The 19,102-nt window shown below is 59.1% G+C and carries 16 protein-coding genes; 7 read left to right on the top strand and 9 right to left on the bottom strand.

Going from position 1 to position 19,102, the window contains the following annotated elements:
* Position 1 precedes the first annotated feature (1 nt).
* From C7964_RS05090 to C7964_RS05080, 3 genes are read right to left on the bottom strand one after another with little or no spacing between them, the layout of a single operon-like run.
* The gene (locus C7964_RS05090) at positions 2 to 544 is read right to left on the bottom strand and encodes an RSP_2648 family PIN domain-containing protein (protein WP_110278623.1); all 543 of its coding nucleotides are present in this window, start codon (positions 542 to 544) and stop codon (positions 2 to 4) included.
* Positions 541 to 1,746, bottom strand: coding sequence for an RSP_2647 family RNA methyltransferase (locus C7964_RS05085; protein ID WP_110278622.1), 1,206 nt, complete (start codon positions 1,744 to 1,746; stop codon positions 541 to 543). Before C7964_RS05085 ends, C7964_RS05090 begins: the two co-directional genes overlap by 4 nt.
* A 51-nt stretch (positions 1,747 to 1,797) precedes the next feature.
* Positions 1,798 to 2,352: a DUF6778 family protein gene (locus tag C7964_RS05080; protein WP_110278621.1), complete on the bottom strand. Its 555-nt coding sequence runs from the start codon at positions 2,350 to 2,352 to the stop codon at positions 1,798 to 1,800.
* A 163-nt stretch (positions 2,353 to 2,515) separates the two neighbouring features.
* Between C7964_RS05080 and edd the strand changes: the two genes are divergently transcribed.
* From edd to C7964_RS05065, 3 genes are all read left to right on the top strand, one after another.
* The gene (gene edd / locus C7964_RS05075; RefSeq protein WP_110278620.1) at positions 2,516 to 4,321 is read left to right on the top strand and encodes a phosphogluconate dehydratase; all 1,806 of its coding nucleotides are present in this window, start codon (positions 2,516 to 2,518) and stop codon (positions 4,319 to 4,321) included.
* Between the two features lie 79 nt (positions 4,322 to 4,400).
* Complete coding sequence (gene eda, locus C7964_RS05070; protein WP_110278619.1) at positions 4,401 to 5,039, top strand: bifunctional 4-hydroxy-2-oxoglutarate aldolase/2-dehydro-3-deoxy-phosphogluconate aldolase; 639 nt, start codon at positions 4,401 to 4,403, stop codon at positions 5,037 to 5,039.
* 79 nt (positions 5,040 to 5,118) lie between these two features.
* Positions 5,119 to 7,308, top strand: coding sequence for a methyl-accepting chemotaxis protein (locus C7964_RS05065; protein WP_110278618.1), 2,190 nt, complete (start codon positions 5,119 to 5,121; stop codon positions 7,306 to 7,308).
* 42 nt (positions 7,309 to 7,350) lie between these two features.
* On the opposite strand, the gene C7964_RS05060 is transcribed toward C7964_RS05065, so the two are convergent.
* Both C7964_RS05060 and C7964_RS05055 read right to left on the bottom strand, forming a co-directional pair.
* Positions 7,351 to 7,620: a hypothetical protein gene (locus tag C7964_RS05060; RefSeq protein WP_110278617.1), complete on the bottom strand. Its 270-nt coding sequence runs from the start codon at positions 7,618 to 7,620 to the stop codon at positions 7,351 to 7,353.
* Entirely contained in the window at positions 7,617 to 10,382 is a 2,766-nt protein-coding gene (locus C7964_RS05055) for a bifunctional [glutamine synthetase] adenylyltransferase/[glutamine synthetase]-adenylyl-L-tyrosine phosphorylase (protein WP_110278616.1), read from the bottom strand. Before C7964_RS05055 ends, C7964_RS05060 begins: the two co-directional genes overlap by 4 nt.
* 80 nt (positions 10,383 to 10,462) lie before the next feature.
* On the opposite strand from C7964_RS05055, the gene C7964_RS05050 reads away from it, so the two are divergent.
* From C7964_RS05050 to C7964_RS05035, 4 genes are all read left to right on the top strand, one after another.
* On the top strand, positions 10,463 to 10,933 hold the full coding sequence (locus tag C7964_RS05050; RefSeq protein ID WP_110279413.1) for a YbaK/EbsC family protein: 471 nt from the start codon (positions 10,463 to 10,465) through the stop codon (positions 10,931 to 10,933).
* A 115-nt stretch (positions 10,934 to 11,048) separates the two neighbouring features.
* Complete coding sequence (locus tag C7964_RS05045) at positions 11,049 to 11,486, top strand: DUF2852 domain-containing protein (protein WP_110278615.1); 438 nt, start codon at positions 11,049 to 11,051, stop codon at positions 11,484 to 11,486.
* A 74-nt stretch (positions 11,487 to 11,560) separates the two neighbouring features.
* Positions 11,561 to 12,004 carry an RDD family protein gene (locus tag C7964_RS05040; RefSeq protein ID WP_110278614.1) on the top strand — a complete coding sequence of 148 codons (444 nt, stop codon included), beginning with the start codon at positions 11,561 to 11,563 and terminating at the stop codon, positions 12,002 to 12,004.
* A 73-nt stretch (positions 12,005 to 12,077) separates the two neighbouring features.
* Complete coding sequence (locus tag C7964_RS05035; RefSeq protein WP_110278613.1) at positions 12,078 to 12,884, top strand: arginyltransferase; 807 nt, start codon at positions 12,078 to 12,080, stop codon at positions 12,882 to 12,884.
* Positions 12,885 to 12,954: 70 nt separating this feature from the next.
* Here the strand turns inward: C7964_RS05035 and C7964_RS05030 are convergent, their stop codons facing one another.
* From C7964_RS05030 to C7964_RS05015, 4 genes are all read right to left on the bottom strand, one after another.
* Complete coding sequence (locus tag C7964_RS05030) at positions 12,955 to 15,309, bottom strand: TRAP transporter large permease (RefSeq protein WP_110278612.1); 2,355 nt, start codon at positions 15,307 to 15,309, stop codon at positions 12,955 to 12,957.
* Positions 15,310 to 15,327: 18 nt separating this feature from the next.
* Positions 15,328 to 16,272, bottom strand: a complete 945-nt coding sequence (locus C7964_RS05025; protein WP_110278611.1) for a TRAP transporter small permease subunit — start codon at positions 16,270 to 16,272, stop codon at positions 15,328 to 15,330.
* A gap of 110 nt (positions 16,273 to 16,382) precedes the next feature.
* Positions 16,383 to 17,468, bottom strand: coding sequence for a TRAP transporter substrate-binding protein (locus C7964_RS05020; protein ID WP_055293004.1), 1,086 nt, complete (start codon positions 17,466 to 17,468; stop codon positions 16,383 to 16,385).
* Positions 17,469 to 17,821: 353 nt separating this feature from the next.
* Entirely contained in the window at positions 17,822 to 18,895 is a 1,074-nt protein-coding gene (locus tag C7964_RS05015; protein ID WP_110278610.1) for a LysM peptidoglycan-binding domain-containing protein, read from the bottom strand.
* Positions 18,896 to 19,102: the final 207 nt, after the last annotated feature.

The following is a 19,102-nucleotide window of genomic DNA, read 5'->3' as shown; positions in this document are numbered from 1 at the left end:
ATCACGCCTCCAGCGCCTTGCCTAACCGTGGCATCCGTGCCTTTTTCATCAGCGCCCGCATCGTCCAAGGCTCCGGTGACAGCCTGTTGGCCACGTCCAACACACGCGCCGCCACGCCCCGGACCTGATCCGGGGCCTCTGCCAGCAACATAAGCGCAAAACCGTCAGGGTCCCACCGCAAGAGTGCGGCATCCCCCAAAATATCCTTGGGAAAATCCTTGGTATTCATCGTCAGAATGCCGTCACAGGACCCGATGACCGCCGCCGTCAGCACATGGATATCCGCCGGATCAGGCAACCAGAATGCCCGCTCCTGCGCCGGATCATAGCGTACCGTTGCATCCGGGAATTGCGCCGCCAGCGCTGCAATCTCGCCGCGCGCCCAGACCTCTTGCTCCAGCCCAAGCTTTGCCGTCGCCCGCGCCCATTCTTCCAGAATACGCGCCGACCACCGCGCCTCGAACAGCCCCGCCCCGGCGCAGCCCAGAAGCACCTCGCGCATCACGGTGGGATAGAGAACGCAAGCGTCGAGCATCACCCTCATAGGCGGAAGGTCAGCGCTTTCAGATAGCCGCTTTCGGCCAGATGCGGCAGCAGCGGATGATCCGGCCCCGCAAATCCGGTATGGATGATCTGCCCGCGCCGCCCCCCGCGCCCGATCCCGCGGGCCGAGGCGTTGCGGAACTTCGTCAGATCCGCCGCATGCGAACAGGAACAGAGCGTCAGATAACCCCCATCCGCGACCAGTGGGGCCGCCAGTCGGGCGATCCGTTCATAAGCCCGCAGGCCCGCCTCCAGCGCGGATTTGGACGGGGCGAAGGCCGGTGGATCACAGATCACCACATCAAATGTCGCACCTTCTTCGGCCAGCGCGGTCAGCACATCAAAGGCATCGCCTTTGCGTGTGGCAAACCGGTCCGACACACCCATGGCGGCCGCACCCTGTTCGGCCAGCTCCAGCGCGGGCGCAGAGCCGTCAACAGCCAGTACTGAAGCCGCACCCCCCGCCAATGCCGCCAATCCGAACCCGCCGACATGGCTGAACACATCCAGCACGCGCGCAGCTTTGGACAGTCCGGCCACAAAGGCATGGTTCGGGCGTTGATCAAAAAACAGGCCGGTTTTCTGCCCGCCCATCACGTCGGCCATATATATCGCCCCGTTCATCGGCACCTGCACAGGCGCATCGGGGGCGGTACCCACAAGAACGTCGGTTTTTTCTTCAAGCCCTTCGAGCGTGCGCGCACGCCCTGTCCCGTTCATAATCACGGTGGTGACGCCCGTGACCTCTTGCAGCGCCGCAACCAGCGGTTTGATCAGCAAATCGGCCCAAGCGGCATTGGGCTGGATCACTGCCAGATCGCCAAACCGGTCGATGATGACACCCGGCAACCCATCAGCCTCGGCATGGACCAGACGGTAGAACGGCGCCTCATAAAGCCGCGCACGATGGGCCAAAGCGCGTTGGATCTTCCCCGCAAACCACGCCTGATCAATGACCGCAGCCGGATCCTGATCCAGCATGCGGCAGATGATCTTGGATGCGGCGTTCACCGTCACAACGCCCATGGGCGTGCGATTGGCGTCTTCCAGTTGCGCAATGGTCCCGGGGGTCAGATTGCGGGTGCGGCGGTCTGTGACCAGTTCATTGGCATAAACCCAAGGAAACCCGTGGCGGATTGCACGGGCTTCGGCTTTGGGGATCAGCCGGACAACCGGCATGGCGGAGGATGTATGTTCTGTCATACCCGCCTCCTATCCGCCTTTGGTGCGGCTGGGAAGCCGTGCGATGACAAATTAGACCAATTGCGCCCGCAGCAGGCTGGTCAGAAAATCCGTCACCCGCACTTTCTGCGTCTGGCCTTCGCTTTCCAGCACGGTTGCACGTGTCCCGCCCGGCGCTTCGAGATTGCCGACAACGCGCCGCGTCGGTTCGATCACGTCGCCTGTGGTCGCATTGCGCACAGTCATATCAAAGACGACATTATAAACGCCGCCCACGGTATAACGGGTCCGGTTGGTCACGCCGTGAAACCGCACCAGTGTCACATCCACTGTGACGGGCAACGCGCCATTCACCACCCGCCGGTTGCGCGCAGCGGCCTCTTCGAACATCGCTGCAATCTGCGGAATGCGCGGACCCAGCGGATCTCCGCGCCACACCACATCTGCCGTCGGATAAAAGGATTCGTCTTCCGAGACGGTCAGACCCTCAAGCACATTGAAATTGAACCCTTGCAGCGCATAGGAGCGGTCCATCGGCGGACGCGGGTCGCTTTTCATGCCCGTGGCCGCGCCACAGCCCATAAGCCCCAGAAGAGAAAACGAAACAAGAAAAGTTCTACGATGCATAAGCCTGCCCAATGACGTGTTTTTATTCATTCACCATGGAATTCTGACAACATTAAGACATGGCCGGCGCGCCGCTGCAATCTCTTCCATGCGTCCTCTCGCCCCCTTGTTAGCGCTAACGGGTCGTGTTAAGGCATCCGCAAACAGATCGAGGGAGGATGTCATGTCACTGCACCCCAAAATTGCCGAAGTTACCGACCGGATCCGCGCCCGCTCGGAAGGGCCGCGCCGGAAGTATATGGACACGATGGCCCGCGCAGCTGCCGAAGGCCCGCGCCGGTCGCACCTGACCTGCGGCAACCAGGCCCATGCCTATGCTGCCATGGGGGGTGACAAAGACGCGCTGACGGCTGGCCGGACCCCCAATATCGGCATTATTACCGCCTATAATGATATGCTCTCGGCGCATCAGCCGTTTGAAACCTACCCTGATCTGATCCGCGCCGCCGCCCGTGCGGCAGGTGGTACCGCACAGGTCGCAGGCGGCGTGCCTGCGATGTGCGACGGCGTGACCCAAGGGCAAACGGGGATGGAACTGTCACTCTTCTCACGCGATGTGATCGCGCTGGCCGCAGGTGTGGGCCTGTCGCACAACGTCTTTGACAGCGCCGTTTACTTGGGTGTCTGCGATAAAATCGTCCCGGGCCTTGTGATGGCCGCCGCCACTTTTGGCTATATCCCGGGCATCTTCATGCCCGCAGGCCCCATGGTGTCCGGCCTGCCTAACGACGAAAAGGCCCGTGTGCGTCAGGAATTCGCCAAAGGCAATGTGGGCCGCGAAGAGCTGATGGCCGCCGAAATGGCCAGCTACCACGGCCCCGGCACCTGCACCTTCTATGGCACCGCCAACTCCAACCAGATGCTGATGGAGTTCATGGGCCTGCACCTGCCCGGCGCGTCCTTCGTCAATCCCGGCACGCCGCTGCGCGATGCGCTGACCACAGCCGCCACAGAGCGCGCACTGGAAATCACGGCCCTTGGCAATGATTACACCCCTGTCTGCGATATTCTGGATGAAAAGGCCTTTGTGAACGGCATCGTAGGTCTGATGGCCACGGGTGGATCCACGAACCTCGTGATCCACCTGCCCGCCATGGCCAAAGCCGCCGGCGTGATCCTTGATCTGCAGGACTTCAGCGACCTTTCCGCCGTCACACCGCTGATGGCCAAGGTCTATCCCAACGGTCTGGCCGATGTGAACCACTTCCACGCCGCAGGCGGGCTTGGGTTTATGATCGGCGAACTGCTGAACGCAGGCCTGTTGCATGACGACACCAAAACCGTCGCAGGGCAAGGTCTGGAACGCTACTCGCAGGAACCCAAACTGGTCGATGGCCGCGTGGAATACGCCGAGGGCACAACCACATCGCTGAACGAAAAAATCCTGCGCCCCGTCACGGATCCCTTCCAACCACAGGGCGGCCTCGTGCAACTCTCCGGCAATCTCGGGCGCGGCGTCATCAAGACCTCTGCCGTGGCCCCCGAGCGTCACGTGGTCGAGGCCCCTGCCCGTGTATTCCACACCCAAGAGGCCGTCAAAGACGCCTTCAAAGCAGGCGAGTTCACGCAAGACACGATCATCGTCGTCCGCTTTCAAGGCCCCAAATCCAACGGGATGCCAGAATTGCATGGCCTGACGCCGACATTGGCCGTGCTGCAGGACCGTGGCCTGAAAGTGGCGCTTGTCACCGACGGGCGCATGTCGGGTGCCTCGGGCAAAGTGCCGTCCGCCATCCATGTCTGCCCCGAAGCCGCCGATCACGGCCCCATCGCCCTGATCCGCGACGGTGATATCATCCGGCTCGACGCAACCACAGGCACGATCGAAGTCAAAGGCGTTGATCTGGCCACCCGCACCCCCGCCACCGCCGATCTGAGCGGCAACGGCACCGGCGTCGGGCGCGAACTCTTCGAAGTATTCCGCCAGACTGTCGGTCTGGCCGCAGAAGGCGCAGGTGTCGTTGTCTGACCTGCCCTTTCCATGTCCAATCAAACTTCCGCCGGAGGCTCCGACACATGCCCCGCACACCCTACGCTAGGATCCTGAAATGACCCCACAAGAAGCCTCTGCCGCCGCCGCCAAAGTCTGCCTCATGGCCCCTGTCGTGCCGGTCCTCGTCGTTGATGATGCCGGTATCGCAGCCGCATTGGCACAGGCGCTTGTCGCCGGTGGATTGCCCGCGCTGGAAGTGACACTGCGCACCCCCGCCGCCTTGGATGTGATCCGCGAAATGGCGACGGTGCCGGGCGGTGTGGTTGGTGCGGGCACGCTTTTGACCCCCAAAGACGTCGAAGACGCCAAAGCCGCCGGTGCGACCTTCGGCGTATCGCCCGGCGCCACGGATCGTTTGCTGGACGCCTGTGAAGCCAATGACCTGCCGCTCCTGCCCGGTGCCGCGACAGCCTCCGAGGCGATGCGCCTTCTGGAACGTGGCTATACCGTGCAAAAATTCTTCCCCGCCGAAGCCAACGGCGGCGCCCCTGCACTCAAGGCCATCGGCGCGCCGATCCCGCAGGTGAAATTCTGCCCGACAGGTGGTGTTACACTGAAAAATGCGCCGGATTACTTGGGGTTAAGCAACACACTTTGCGTCGGTGGTTCTTGGGTCGCACCCAAGAATCTGGTCGATGCAGGCGACTGGGCCGGCATCACAGCACTGGCCGCCGAGGCTGCTGCCCTGTCATAAACGCAGGGTGAGTGGCGGCTTTCACGCCATGTTAGGAAATTGGCTCTAGGGGTTTCTCAAATGTTTTGAGGAACCGCCAATGCTTGACTCATGGCCGATATCGCGACGCGTGAACACCGGCTTTCTCATCGTGACACTGATGCTGGTTGGCCTGGCCGTGTTTGCACACCGTACGGTCGGTGCGCTTGGCAGTGTATATGAAGAATATCGGCAAATCGCGAACCAGAAGATCGCCATTTCCGCTTTTGTCGAAGACATCTTCGAGGCGAAACAAGCGGCCTTGCAGTACCGCATCACGCCAGACCCGGTCTTCCGTGAACAAGTCAGTAGCAATATTGACGAGGTGTTGGATGGTACCGTTTTTCTGAACTCTTTTGCGACTGCGCCAGATAGGTTGGCCGCAGTCGAAACCATCCTGGGCACAGCGCGCACATATCAGGGGCAGTTCACCCTGATGGCCAATGCCCTTGAAACGGCTAATGTCGTGGAACGCGATTTTTCCGCGCGCTCGGACCAGCTTCAAAGGGAAACGGGAACGGCGTTTGACCTTGCGCTGCAGTCGGCCAATCCGGCACTCACATCAGCAGTGGGACGGTGCCTGCAAACCCTGTACACCGCCATTCTGGCCGGAAAGCGCTATCTGGCATCAAGTGACACCACTGATCTGGACGAATTCACCACAGAGTATACCGCCTTTGGCAACGCACTGAAGCGCTTGGAGGCACTGAACCGCCAGGACAACATCACTGAGGTCTTAAACCGTATCAAAGACCTGATGAGCGGCTATCCCGAGATGCTCAATGCTTTCGCCGTCGCAAATGCAGATGCAGAGCATATCCAGAACGAGGTGCTCGACCGGATTGGTCCGGAGATGCAGGAGCGGTTGGACGATGTCGCCGCAGCGATCACCGACCGCCAAGGCGATCTTGGCGTCGAAGGCAGCACGATTGTCAGTCAGATACGCGCTGTCATCCCGGTTGTGGGCAGCGTTGCAACGCTCTTTGCGCTCGCTGCCGCCTATGTCATTGGGCGCTGGATCAGCGGCGCTATCGCAAGACTGGCAGACGTTACAGACAGGCTGGCCTCAGGCGACAACGAAGTCACCATTTCCGGCACCGAGCACCCGCATGAACTGGGGCGCATGGCGCGCGCACTCCTGATATTCCGCGACACGCAGGTCGAACGGATTGCAACTGCGGCCGAGCAGGCAAAACTGCGCGCGCAACAAGACGCGGTGGTCAGCACGATGAAACGCCAGCTTGCGGCACTTGCACAGGGCAATCTTACTGTGGAAATCAAGGAACCCTTCGCACCGGAATATGAAGAGCTGCGCGTCAACTTCAACGCCGCCATTCAGGGGCTTCACAGCGCCATACTGCGTGTCATTGAAACATCAGCGCTGATTGGTCAGAACGCAACAGACTCAAATATCGCCACGGCAGATCTTTCCCAACGCACCGAAAATCAGGCCGCGACGCTTGAAGAAACGGCCGCTGCGCTGGATCAGTTGACCGCAAGCGTCCGCTCGGCGGCCGAACACGCAAAATCGGTCGACATCTCGGTGACGAAAGCACGTGCAGAGGCGGCGAAAAACGGGGAAATCGTGGCACAGGCCGTCGGCGCCATGGACGCGATCGCACATTCCTCACAGCAGATCACACAGGTTATCGGCGTCATCGACGATATTGCGTTCCAGACCAACCTTCTGGCTTTGAACGCAGGCGTCGAGGCCGCACGTGCGGGTGAATCCGGCAGGGGCTTTGCCGTCGTCGCCTCTGAAGTGCGCGCACTGGCCCAACGGTCGGCCGATGCCGCCAAGGAGATCGCCGGCTTGATCGAAAACAGTTCACGCCACGTGTCCCAAGGCACGCAACTGGTCGGACATGCGGGTGATGCTTTGTCCGCGATTATCACACAGGTGAACGACATCGCATCCATGACATCCCAGATCGCGACCAGCGCAGAGGAACAGGCGATTGGTCTGTCGGAGATCAATGTTGGCGTGAACCAACTGGATCAAGTCACCCAGCAAAACGCCGCAATGGTGCAGGACTCGATCACACGCGGGGATGCATTGGCGACGGAAACAAGCCAACTCAAAGCCCTGATCGGCAAGTTCAAAACGACATCAGAGCGCGCGAAATCCGCCGTACCCTACGACGCCGGAAACGCCCTGCGTGATGCGATTGCAAACACACATCTGCCCACGACAGGTAGGCCGCACAATACAGCACGTGCAGCGGCGCAACCGGCGTGGGAGGACTTCTGAGCAGAACAGATCAGGGCGGCAGTGCAGGAATAGCTCACTGTGCTAGATGCGCCCGCTCCGTCCCCCTTTGCGTCTTGGTTTCGGTGGCTCTTGGAGCGCGGCGCGCAAAGTCTCCAGCATTGGATGCGCCTGCGGTGCGTGATCACGATAATGCGTGATGAGCTTGCTTGCCTCGATCCGCACATCATAGCCTGCAGGCAGGCCGAGCGCCCAGTCCAGAAAAATGCTCCGGCATTCCGGTGCGCCTATGCCTTCAATCGCAAAGGATTCGCGTATCAGCCCCTTGGGATCAAAAAGTGCCTCGTCCGTCATGCGGCCTCCAGGTATCGTTGAATGATTGCGGCGGCCTGTTCTTGCGTGGCAAGCAACGCGGCCAGAAGCGTCTCGACATCTTTCGCGCCTGTTTCACGCAGGATCAAGCGTCTTGCACCCTCGGAGAGATCACTTAACTCGCCTTCTTCACCGGCCAGAAACCGCAGCGCCGTCTGCAACTGCCAGAAAAGATCAAAGGCAGCACCCAGTGTTTCCGCATCACCTGCTGTCAGCCAGCCATCTGCAACACCGGCCTGTAACTGCAGCAAGGTATCCGCAGCACCGTCAGCGGCTTTCAATGCGACAGTTTGCGCAAAAAGCTCGATGTCCTGCAGACGCCCGGGGCCGATCTTGGTGTCCCATCCGGCGCCCTGCCCCTTTTCCGTCGCGATCCGCGCGCGCATGTCAGCCACATCAGCCAGAATATTTGCACCCCCCGATTTGGCCTGCAAAAGCGCCCGGCGAAACGCCTCGATCTCTGCGCAAAGACTGTCATCACCCGCGATCGCACGCGCACGGGTCAGCGCCAGATGCTCCCATGTCCAGGCTTCGTTTTTCTGGTAGTCCTCGAATGAGGCCAGCGATGTCGCCACGGGGCCCTGCCGCCCCGAGGGGCGCAAACGCATATCCACTTCATAAAGCCGCCCCTCGGCCATTTGCGCGCTCAGTGCCGTGATCAATGCCTGCGTGAGACGGGCAAAATAGGTGCGGGTGGGCAGCGGCCTGCGGCCGTCCGACGTTTCCACCCCTTGCGCGTCATAAACCATGATCAGATCAAGATCAGAGGTGGCCGTCAACCGCGCCGCCCCCAGCGAACCCATCGCAATCACTGCACCGCCACGCCCCGGCATGGGCCCGTGTTTACGGGCAAAATCGGCCACCACGGCAGGCCACAGGCCCACAACGACAGCCTCGGCAAGATCGGCATATTGCGCGCCGGCCTGGGCGGCATCGGTCAAGTCACGCAGGAAATGCACACCGATCCGGAAATGCCACTCCTTGGCCCAGCGACGGGCGGCCAGCAACTGGGTCTCATAGTCGTCGGAGGACGCCATGACCCCGTTCAATTCATCAATAAGTGCCGCCTTGCCGGGCCATTCCGCAAAGAACGCCCCGCCTAGAACCGCGTCCAGCACACCCGAATTGCGCGACAGATACTGCGCCAGAGCCGGTGCCGTTGCACAAATATCGACGATCAACTGCGTCAGATGCGGGTTGGCCTCAAAAAGCGAAAACAGCTGCACGCCCGCAGGCAGCCCCGCAAGAAATCCGTCAAACTGGGCCAAGGCTTCGGCAGGCTTTGCGGCCTCTTGCAAACGGTCCATGATCTTGGGGGTGATGCGGGCAAAAATCTCGGTCGCGCGGGACGATCGCAAGGCCGGATAGCTGTGCCAGCGCGCGACAATGTCCTGCCCCCATTCAAGCGTTTCAGGGTCGGCAGATGGCGCATCGGGGCTGAAGAACCCCTCGGTCAGCGCATGGACGTCTTCCAACCTGTCGCGCAGATCCGTGCGCAATGCTGCTGTGTCCAGCCCCATAAAGGCCGCCAGCCGGTCAAATCCGGCGGCATCCTGCGGCAAGGTCTGGGTTTGTGCGTCATTGATCATCTGCAAGCGGTGTTCGACCTCGCGGTGGTGGCGGTAATGGTCGTAAAGTTGTTCCGCTGTCTGCTGCGGAATCCAGCCTGCCGCGGCAAGCGCCAGCAGACCTTCGCGGGTCTGGCGGGCGCGCAGGGACGGGTCCCGCCCGCCCGCAATCAACTGGCGGGTCTGGGTGAAGAACTCGATCTCGCGGATGCCCCCGCGCCCCAGTTTCATATTATGGCCTTCGAGCACAAGCGGGCCGTGCAGCCCCTTGTGGTCGCGGATTTTCAGGCGCATGTCGTGTGCGTCCTGAATGGCTGCGAAATCCAGATGCTTGCGCCACACGAAGGGGCGCAGGGTTTCAAGAAAGCGTCCGCCCGCTGCCTGATCGCCCGCGCAGACCCGCGCTTTGATAAAAGCCGCCCTTTCCCACGTGCGGCCCACGCTTTCGTAATAGCGCTCGGCGGTTTCCATCGACAGGCAGACCGGCGTGACAGAGGCATCAGGACGCAAACGCAGGTCTGTCCGGAAGACATAACCGCCCTCGCGCAGATCCGACAGGATCGCAGTCATCTTGCGGGTGACGCGAATGAAGGCAGCGCGCACTTCGTGATAATCGTCAGGATCAAAGCGCGTTTCGTCAAAGAGGCAGATCAGGTCAATGTCAGAGGAATAATTCAGCTCGCCCGCGCCCATCTTGCCCATGGCCAGCACGACCATGCCACCCGCATCGGCAGGGTCACCACCATCAGGAAGTTTGCCGCGCGCGACCTCGGCTGCGACCAGCTGGCTGACTGCCGCCTGTACTGCCGCATCGGCAAAATCTGTGAGAATTTGCGTCACCGTCTCAAGCGGCCAGACACCGCCCAGATCGGCAAGACCTGTGAGCAGCGCGATACGCCGCTTGGCCTGTCGCAAGGCAAGGGGCAGATCGGACAGTGCCACTTCGGGAATATCCGCCAAAAGATCGGCAACCGCCGCTTCGGGATCATCGAAGGCCGCCTCGATCCACGCCCCCTCGCGGCGCAGTAAATCGGCCAGAAACGGGCTGCACCCCGCCGTTCCGGCAATCAGACTGCGCAGTTCAGGCGCCAGTGACGCAAACCCACCAAGGGCATCCTGCCCCCGATCAACGTCGAAAGGATTAGGCGAACGGGTGATGCGTGCGGCAAATGACATGGGCCCACACTGCGGCGCAGTTGCGCTCTGGTCAATCCGTCTCGCAGGGGTAGACTGGCCCCAAAAAGGACATGACGATCATGAGCAAAAGTCTCAAACGGGTGGTGGCAGCGTTGTCGGAAGCCGGTCACGATATTGCGCCACTGGAGCTTGGCCCCGAAACGCGCACGGCACAGCAGGCCGCCGATGCTGCGGGATGCGCGCTCGACCAGATCGCGAAATCGGTGATTTTTGCAGGGCAGACCAGCGGGCGCGCGATCCTTTTCATCACCGCAGGTGGCAACCGCGTTGATCCGGCCAAAGCCAGTGCCGTGGCGGGCGAGCCGTTGGGCAAGGCCGATGCCGCTTTGATCCGCGCCCAAACGGGGTTTGCGATTGGCGGGGTTGCACCCGTGGGCCACCTTGCCCCGATCACAGCGTTTTTTGATCCGAGACTCCTGGATTTTCCGCTGATCTACGCCGCCGCAGGCACGCCAAGGCATATTTTTCCCATAGCACCAGCGGATCTTTTGAAAATTTCCAGCGCGCAAGTATCTGAATTTACGTTATAATAAAAGTAAATGTAAAAAACATTTACATCAGGACTTGAAGCAGGGCGTCAAACCTCCAATATCGGTGATGTGAAAAGCATTCACATAGACACACAGATAGCTAAGGAGCCCAACCATGAACACCGCCACATCCCATTCCCCAATGGCAATGCACAACCGTCCCGGTTTTTTTGCCCGTGCCGAGGCTTGGCTTGATGAGCGTGGCAAAGGCGCCTGGATCGCCGCCATGGTTGTCAGCTTTATCGTCTTCTGGCCCATCGGCCTTGCCCTTCTTGCCTATATGATCTGGAGCAAACGCATGTTCAATTCTTCCTGTTCGTCCAAAACCCGCAGCCGCACACGCCACATGGGTCAATCCTCGGGCAACAGCGCATTTGACGCCTATAAGGCCGAAACGCTGCAACGTCTGGAAGAAGAGCAGGACAAATTCGAGGCCTTCCTCAAGCGCCTGCGTGACGCCAAGGACAAGGCAGAGTTCGACCAGTTCATGGACGACCGCGCCAAGAAGATGACGAACGCTGACGACGAAAACACCGGTCCTGCCGCTGTCTAAGCACAGCACCCCAAGGGCGGCCCGCTTTCCCCGGCAGGTCGCCCTTCCCTGCCCCTTTGATGCATGAGTTCACCATGACCACGTCTTACGCATACGGCCCCCATCTTGATTATGACCCCGAACGCTATGAGGGCGTGACACTCAAACGCGGTATTGCGTGGGTGTTCGACGTTGTCATGATCGCCATGCTTTGTGCATTGGTGCTGCCGTTTACGGCCTTTACCGGAATCTTCTTCTTTCCCTTCCTGATGCTGGTTGTGGGCTTCATCTATCGCTGGTTCACGCTGGCAAACGGGTCATCGACATGGGGGATGCGCTTGATGGGCATCCGGTTCCGCGACCATCGCGGCGCGCCGCTCTCGTCCGGTTTGGCGCTTGCCCATACGCTTGGATATAGCATCAGCATCGCGGTGGCCCCTCTGCAACTGATCTCGATTATTCTGATGCTGGTCACCCAACGGGGCCAGGGCCTGACCGATCTGGTACTGGGGACCGAAGCCGTGAATATCTACTATTAACTATGTCGCACACGGGGGGCTTGGCGCAGGGTAAACAGATTGTTAAGCTTTGTGGAAATCAACCGGACCTCGCATGCGCCACACGCTTCCCATTGCCCCGCAGTTTTATGTAACTGCCCCACAGCCATGCCCTTATTTGGAAGGGCGGATGGAGCGTAAGCTCTTTACGGCGCTACAGGGCGATATGGCCACCAAGCTGAACGACTCTCTGTCCAAGCAGGGCTTTCGCAGGTCGCAGAACGTGCTCTACCGCCCCTCTTGTGCGGAATGCTCGGCCTGCATGTCGGCGCGGATTGATGTGTCGAAATTCATGCCCAGCCGCAGTCAGCGCCGGGTCGCCAAGCGGGCCGCGCATCTGAACCGCCGCGCCACATCCCCATGGGCGACGGAAGAGCAATATGACCTCTTTCGCGAATACCTTGACGGGCGGCACGCCACAGGCGGCATGGCCGACATGGATATGTTCGAATTCGCGGCGATGGTCGAAGAAACGCCGATCCGGTCCCGCCTGATCGAATACACGACCGAACAGGATCTGACAGCGGTTTGTCTCACCGATATCCTCGATGACGGGCTGTCGATGGTCTATTCCTTTTTCGATCCCGCCAACGAGAAACTCTCGCTCGGAACCTACGTTATTCTGGACCATATCGCTATCGCCCGTGAATTGGGCCTGCCTTACGTGTACCTGGGCTATTGGGTGCCTGGCAGCCCCAAGATGGACTACAAAGCAAAATACAAGGGGCTTGAGGTGTACCGCGGCGGTGAGTGGTCGCCCGTTACTGACCCGTCGGAATATCGCGCCGACCTGCACCCGCTCTCGACCGATCCGATCGCGGAACAGGTGGCGCGGATCGACCTGCCGGACGGGCGGAGCTGAGCACCGATTTCAGATGCAAACAAAAAAGGGCGGCGCCATCGGTACCGCCCTTTTCTTGTTATGCTCCGGCTTAGTTCAACAGGTTCGGGATAATTGTCACCACACCCGGCACGAAGGCCAAAAGCAGCAGTGCAACAACCTGAATACCGATGAACGGCATCACGCCCTTATAGATCTGGCCCGTCGTGATCGACTTGGGCGCAACCCCGCGCAGATAGAACAGCGCAAAGCCAAAGGGCGGTGTCAGGAAGGATGTCTGCAGGTTCACCGCGATCATGATCGTCACCCACTTGGGATCAAAGGTGCCGCCATAGATAACCGGCCCCACAATCGGGATAACGATGTAGATGATCTCGAGGAAGTCGAGCACGAAGCCCAGCACGAAAAGCACCAGCATCACCAGCAGGAACACGGTCCATTCGTTGTCGAATGAGCGCAGGAACTGCTGGATGTAATGTTCACCACCAAATGAGATCAGCACGAGGTTCAAAAGCTGCGAACCGATCAGGATGGTGAAGACCATTGAGGTCACTTTGGCCGTCTCGCGCACAACCGGTGCCAGAACACCGCCCGCGATCAGAACCCAGCAAGACCAGAGCAAGCCGAACATCGCGTAAAGGAACGCGGCAAAAGCCACCAGATAGGCCAGACGGTTCTCAAACAGCACCACTTCCTGTCCAAGGCGCAAATCGAAGTTGCCACCAATCACGAGCATGACAACAATCGCGCCAGCGGTCAGGAGTACGATCCGCCCAGAAAGCCCCTGATCCTTGCGCTTGCGGTAGGCCGCCAGCAGGATCGCACCGCCCGCACCCAAGGCCGCAGCAGGTGTCGGGTTGGTGATACCGCCAAGGATGGATCCGAGCACTGCAACGATCAGGACAAGCGGCGGGAAGACCACGCGCATGATCTCGTTTCCGGCCAGATATTTGACCGCATGCCGCATCCCCAGATAGGTCACGAAAAGCGGGATCACCAAGATCATCGTCGTCACTCCGGGCGACGTCAGCGGCGTGATCAAGACGATATCGGCCAGCAGGATCAGGCCAACACCTGCCGCCCCCAGCCAAAGCGGGCGATGATCGGCACTTGGTGCCACACCACGTGCCAGTGCGAGCAGAAGGCCCAGCAGAACAGCAAGAACCGCAATACCTGTCCCAATCGGGGCTGCATCTTCGGCCGCCTGGACAACAGCGGCTGCGCGCTCTTCCGGTGTCAGTTCGCGCGATGCCGTGGCGCCGCCCGATGCTTCAATCGCCGCCTGCTGGGCGACAGCGGTTTCCCATGCCTCGATCCCGTGCAGTTCGATCATGGATGCCTGACATTCCTCGCTGACGCGCGTGCGCAGTGATGCGTTTTCACTGGCGTCTGTAAAGCTGTCCACAAGGACGGATTGCGAACCCACAAGGTTCACCTGCCCCATGCCGATGGTCAGGGCGATGATACCCGCAGGTACAGCCAACAGCCATGTCAGACCTTCGTTGCGCGTAATCACTTCACGGCCTGCACTATCGGCAAACTGTACGGCTGGTGCCTTGCTCGGGTTGATCAGCGCAAAGATGAACGCATAGCCCGCATAGAGCGTTGCCAGCAGAACGCCGGGCAACAGCGCCGCCTGGAACAATGTCCCGACTGACAACACGGCAGGTGAGCCGAGATAGGTCAAGGCATCGGTACAGCCCGCCAGTTGCGCGCGGTTTTCCTGTGCGGCGGAATAGATATCACCGGCCAGCGTCCCCAACAGAACAATCACAATCGACGGCGGAATGATCTGCCCCAAGGTACCCGACGCGGCGATCACACCTGTGGACAGCTCGGGCGAGTAGCCGTTCTTGAGCATGGTCGGCAGTGCCAGCAGACCCATGGTGACAACAGTTGCACCAACGATGCCTGTCGACGCAGCAAGGAAAGCACCCACGATCACGATGGACACAGCCAGACCGCCCGGCAGCGGGCCAAAAACCTTTGCCATCGAGGTCAGCAATTCATCCGCAATCCGCGACCGCTCGAGCACGATGCCCATCATCACGAACATCAGAACCGCGAGCAGCGTTTCAATCGACTGGCCCGCAAGCACACGCTCGTTCATGCGGTTGACCATAAAGCCGATGTTGCGGTCCAGCGCCACTTCCCAGCCTTGCGGGAACAACGGCCCCTCGTAGCGTGGCAGTTCGGGATGACTGAAGACCGAGATCGTTTCCTGTCGCACCCCCTCGTTGACCAAGGCGCGGAACTCGGCCGAGCTTGAGTCGACCGCCGCGTGAATCAAGAGACCTGCACTATCCAGCCCCGCGATAATCGCGAACGAAATCACCGCAGAGCCCATGATTGCAAAGGCCACAGGGAAGCCCGAAAGGATCCCCGCAAAGAGCGTCAGAAATACGATAATGATACCGATTTCGATGCCATCTAATCCGAAAAGCATGTCTTTACCGCCCTGTTCTTAGTGGATGTCTGCGACGAGTTCGGCAGTCGGATCGCCGAGTTCGTCTTTATCAAGGTATTTGCCTTCGCTTTCAGGACCCTCTTTCCACTCAAGATACGAGCGGTAGAAGAAAGCGACTGCCTGCAACATGACCATCAGCGCGAAGGTCACCAGCAACACCTTGAAGAGGAAGTACGCATTAAAGCCGTTGGGCGAGAAACCGATGGTTTCGATATTCCACCGCAGCGCACGGGCTTTGGTCAGCAAACGGTCAAGCGTATCCGAGGCCGAGGGGTTCGGCACCACAAGGTGACGCCACAAGAAGAACCAGCCGTAAAGCCAGATAATAATCGCTCCGGGCAGCATGAACACAATGGACCCGAACATGTCGATGACGCGCTTTGTGCGGTAGCTAACGGCGGAATAGACCAGATCGACGCGCACATGGCCGCCCTGCACGAATGTGTAGGCCGCACAAAGGCAAACAATCATGGCGTTGTAGAATTTCAGTTCTTCGGACCACCAGCTGACATCTTTGGTGAAACTGGCCCCGAAGCCGACGCTGATTTCGGCCACAGCAAAGACCCGCTGCATGAAGATAATGACGATCTGCTGCAGCACCATAAGCAAACCCGCCCATGCCGCAACGCGGCCGACGATGTTCGCAAAACCCTCAAGCCCGCGCACATAGCCCCACATGATCCGGTTGTTATAAAGACCGACCGCTGTGAAAACGAGAAACGCCGCCAACGCGACAAAGAAGAACTCAACGGAGGCCCCGTAGTAGATGAAGCGCATCAGCGCTTCTTTCTGCTCGGTCTCCATTGCCCCGTTAATCGTGGGCACCCAAGACAACCATTGGCCCGGATGAAAGATCGCATAAAAGAAGTTGTAGAACGCCTCAATCAGGTTGGCAAAAAACCACCCGATCGCATTACCGCCCCATGCTTCGACCAGTCCCATGGTCACTCCCCCGCATTGATGATCGTCTTGTTTTGCGGATAGGGCCCCGCCACTGGCAGGGCCCTATACGATGGCTGATTTTCAGCCGCTATGCGGCCGAAACAAACGCCTTAGAGTGCGTTAAAACGTGCGCGCTGTTGCTGGAACACGTTGTCCGAGATGGACGTCCAAGCATAAGTCGCTGCAGCCGCTTCTTCCTGGCTTGCACGGATACGCGCGAAGAGCTCGTCACCCATGAACTCGTCCAGCGCCTCTTTTGATGCACGACCGAACGCATCCCAGACATCGTCAGGGAATTGCATGATCTTGGTGCCCTGCTGCTGCAAACGCAGCAATGCGGCACCGTTGTTGTAGTTGGACTGCGACAGGCTCCAGTGGTGTGTTGCAGCGGCAGCTGTTTCACAGATCGCCTGCTGGGCTGGTGTCAGCTCGTTCCACACATCGCGGTTGAACGCACATGTCAGAACTGAACCTGGCTCGTGGAAACCACCTGTGTAGTAGAATTCACAGACTTCCTGGAAGCCAAGACGCTCGTCCGCGAAAGGACCGATCCACTCGGCACCGTCGATGGCACCAGAAGACAGCGCCTGATAGATTTCGCCGCCTGGAATGTTCTGAACGGATGCGCCTGTGCGACCCAGCGCCAGACCACCGATGCCTGGCATGCGGAAACGCAGACCCTGCAGGTCAGCGGCAGAGTTGATCTCTTTGTTGAACCAACCACCTGGCTGGTGACCAGTGTTGCCGCACATGAACGACTTGAGGTTAAAGATTTCGCCCAGCTCGTCGTGCAGTTCCTTACCGCCGCCATGCTGGTACCAGCTGATCATCTCACCGCCTGTCGCACCGAAAGGCACAGCAGTGAAGTAGTAGTAACCGGGGTGCTGACCGCCGAAGTAGTAGTCAGCCGAGTGGTAGACGTCTGCCTGACCCGAAGACACAGCGTCAAACACTTCGAATGCACCGACCAGCTGGCCTGCTGCGCGCTTCTCGATTGTGATCTGACCGTCGGACATGCTGTTGACAAGGTCAACAAACTTGACTGCGGCATCATCAAAGACGGCAAAGCCGTCAGGCACCGATGTTACCATCGTCAATGTGCGTCCACCCTGCGCGATTGCTGGTGCTGCCAGTGCCGATGCGGCAACAGCCGAACCACCAATAGCGGTATTCTTTAGAAAGGAACGACGATCCATATAGTTTTCTCCCAGTTGTAACTCTGTCCGGCTCCTCCCAGAGCACGAACCTGTATTAGGTTCTCGCATCCTAGCGTCGCAGATTGAAAGTTAAAGCATTACATTCGTGCAAATGGCAAAAATTGTTATTTTTTTTGACCAATCTTTACGCAAATCCGACTTACTGCCCCGCCGGAACACGCAAAACGGGTAGAGACATGGTGTTTATTGCGCGCAGGCAGCACAGATCGCAACAATATCACATGCACGTTCAGGCAAACTATCGGCCTGCGCGTACACCTGCCCCTGACAAATGAAAACGCCCGCTGCAATCAAGCAACGGACGCTTCCATCCTGGGAGGAGGGAACTTGATTTAGTTCTCGACGGTTTCTTGGATGCTTTCACGCACAATGTTGAACCACTCGCCCGACAGGCGCAGCTGTTCCAGACCTGCATTGATGATCGGCAGGGCTTCGTTGGCGAAAGCGTTGTTCTTTGAAACGAAGATGTGTGACGACACGGTTCCGCGCAGCGGTTCCAGTGTGGCAACGGCGTCTTCCATACCGGCAGAGCGGATGTCCTCTTCGGCAGGCAGCGCGTCATATGTCACGATATCGACCTCACCGTCCTTCAACAGCTGGAAGCAGCCGTTCTGCGCCACTGTTGTCACGTAAGTGATATTCGGCTCGACAAGCTGTGCTGCCTCGAGATCAAACACAAACCACGCTTCGGGCCGGCAGATACGCGCCCCGAACAGATCATTCGTGCTTTGCGCATTCGCATATGCACTTCCGTTCAACGTATAGAAATCAACGATAATCTCATAGAACGGGTCAGAATGGTTGAATTCGGTGCAGCGATAGGCGCTGGCCGGACCAAGGTTTTCAACGCGGCTACAGTCGGGGCGGAACCAAGGGAATGCCATATCAACAGCACCGGTCGGCAACAGGGTTTCAAGGTGCGATCCCCAGTCGTTGATAAAGATGATATCATATTCCTGATCAGCATTGCCCAGTTGCATGGACCGGTCGACCATACGGGTAATCATGCCACCGCCGGGAAGGTTTTCGTCCGTAAACGGCGCATAGTCGGATGCTGTGGCAATGCGCAACGGACGCGCAGGCGCGGATGTTACGGGTGCAGGCGCTGTGGAGGCCGCGACAACGGGCGCAGCACCTGTTGGCAATGATCCGTCGGCGCAGGGAATCGTCAGGACCTGCCCGACTTCAAGCAGGTTCGGGCTGTCGAGAACGTTGGTGTTGGCATCAAACAGAACGCGGAAGCCGCCGCGAACATCAGCTGCGGATGCAATCCCGCTCAAGGTGTCACCACGCACAACAGTATATGTCGAGCACGCCTCTTGCGCCTGCGCCTGCCCTGCGGTGATTGTTGTGAACCCTGCCGCTGCTGCAACAGCCAAAGCCATACTCGTGGAAGCCTTATACATTGTGTTTCCTTTCCCTATAGGAGCGCCGCAGCGCAAAATGCTTACGTTGAATGAACCGTCGTCACCGATTTCGGTTTCCTTGCGGCCCACTATCCTGCAGAAAAAGGCAAAATGTTGACCAAAACGGGACCAATACAAAGTTTCTTTCTGTTAACTTTCGTACAACCAAGATGCAGTGTTTAAACCCTGTTTGAGAGCTAACAGGCC

It is taken from the genome of Loktanella sp. PT4BL (assembly GCF_003201935.1).
GTDB lineage: Bacteria > Pseudomonadota > Alphaproteobacteria > Rhodobacterales > Rhodobacteraceae > Yoonia.
Note: the sequence above shows the minus strand (reverse complement) of the source record. Positions and strands in the feature narration are given on the sequence as shown.

Coding starts and splice junctions, on each gene's coding strand:
- C7964_RS05040 (WP_110278614.1), top strand. CDS start 11,561: ATGACCACGTCTTACGCATACGGCCCCCATCTTGATTATGACCCCGAA.
- C7964_RS05025 (WP_110278611.1), bottom strand. CDS start 16,272: ATGGGACTGGTCGAAGCATGGGGCGGTAATGCGATCGGGTGGTTTTTT.
- C7964_RS05085 (WP_110278622.1), bottom strand. CDS start 1,746: ATGACAGAACATACATCCTCCGCCATGCCGGTTGTCCGGCTGATCCCC.
- C7964_RS05030 (WP_110278612.1), bottom strand. CDS start 15,309: ATGCTTTTCGGATTAGATGGCATCGAAATCGGTATCATTATCGTATTT.
- C7964_RS05065 (WP_110278618.1), top strand. CDS start 5,119: ATGCTTGACTCATGGCCGATATCGCGACGCGTGAACACCGGCTTTCTC.
- C7964_RS05050 (WP_110279413.1), top strand. CDS start 10,463: ATGAGCAAAAGTCTCAAACGGGTGGTGGCAGCGTTGTCGGAAGCCGGT.
- C7964_RS05090 (WP_110278623.1), bottom strand. CDS start 544: ATGAGGGTGATGCTCGACGCTTGCGTTCTCTATCCCACCGTGATGCGC.
- C7964_RS05020 (WP_055293004.1), bottom strand. CDS start 17,468: ATGGATCGTCGTTCCTTTCTAAAGAATACCGCTATTGGTGGTTCGGCT.
- edd (WP_110278620.1), top strand. CDS start 2,516: ATGTCACTGCACCCCAAAATTGCCGAAGTTACCGACCGGATCCGCGCC.
- C7964_RS05055 (WP_110278616.1), bottom strand. CDS start 10,382: ATGTCATTTGCCGCACGCATCACCCGTTCGCCTAATCCTTTCGACGTT.
- C7964_RS05080 (WP_110278621.1), bottom strand. CDS start 2,352: ATGCATCGTAGAACTTTTCTTGTTTCGTTTTCTCTTCTGGGGCTTATG.
- C7964_RS05035 (WP_110278613.1), top strand. CDS start 12,078: ATGCGCCACACGCTTCCCATTGCCCCGCAGTTTTATGTAACTGCCCCA.
- C7964_RS05060 (WP_110278617.1), bottom strand. CDS start 7,620: ATGACGGACGAGGCACTTTTTGATCCCAAGGGGCTGATACGCGAATCC.
- C7964_RS05045 (WP_110278615.1), top strand. CDS start 11,049: ATGAACACCGCCACATCCCATTCCCCAATGGCAATGCACAACCGTCCC.
- C7964_RS05015 (WP_110278610.1), bottom strand. CDS start 18,895: ATGTATAAGGCTTCCACGAGTATGGCTTTGGCTGTTGCAGCAGCGGCA.
- eda (WP_110278619.1), top strand. CDS start 4,401: ATGACCCCACAAGAAGCCTCTGCCGCCGCCGCCAAAGTCTGCCTCATG.